This is a genomic window from Mesorhizobium sp. BHbdii (genome assembly GCF_053848045.1).
This window is the reverse complement of the sequence record NZ_JBSPKX010000142.1, coordinates 1-501: the sequence shown is the minus strand read 5'-3', so window position 1 is coordinate 501 and position 501 is coordinate 1. Positions and strand designations below refer to the sequence as shown.

1 protein-coding gene is annotated in these 501 nt (G+C 56.5%); it reads right to left on the bottom strand.

Going from position 1 to position 501, the window contains the following annotated elements; genetic code table 11:
- Positions 1–265: 265 nt before the first annotated feature.
- Positions 266–501 (bottom strand): peptidoglycan-binding protein (locus tag ACWTU8_RS32285; RefSeq protein ID WP_455851308.1); only part of this gene is annotated, 236 nt, incomplete at its 5' end.

Genomic DNA, 501 nt, shown 5'->3' with positions numbered 1-501 from the left:
TCGCTCATCCTATTTGTCGGCCGTCCAGATAGTTGCGCCAAAAAGCTGACATTTGCGAAATTAGGGGAAGCGTCAGATTTGCTTTTACTGCAGTCTGTTAGCGACAAGATCGGCCACTTTTGAGTGTCCGATACCCTCTACTCCTACTCGACTCAAGTCGGGGTAGCATACGGCAAGGCCGAATGGGCGATGCTTCGGCCGGGCGGCCGAGGCACCAAGCAACGCTCCTGCACAGTCGTGCTTTGCCCCTACGCGATAGGAGCCCCTATCTGGCTTCAATCCTCAGCGCCGTTAGCGTCTCGGGAGTGATCGTCCCGGTTACCTTCAGAGAGTAGTCAGCCTGCATGCGCAGTAGCCCGGCTCTCAGCTCAGGATTCATCTCGCCGTCTATATCGCCGCTGTAATAACCGAACGCGAGCAAGGCAAACTGAACCTCCTGGACGATCTCCCTAAATTTGTAGGCGTTGCCTGGAAGTGTCTTCAGCGGTGCCGGAGCCGGCG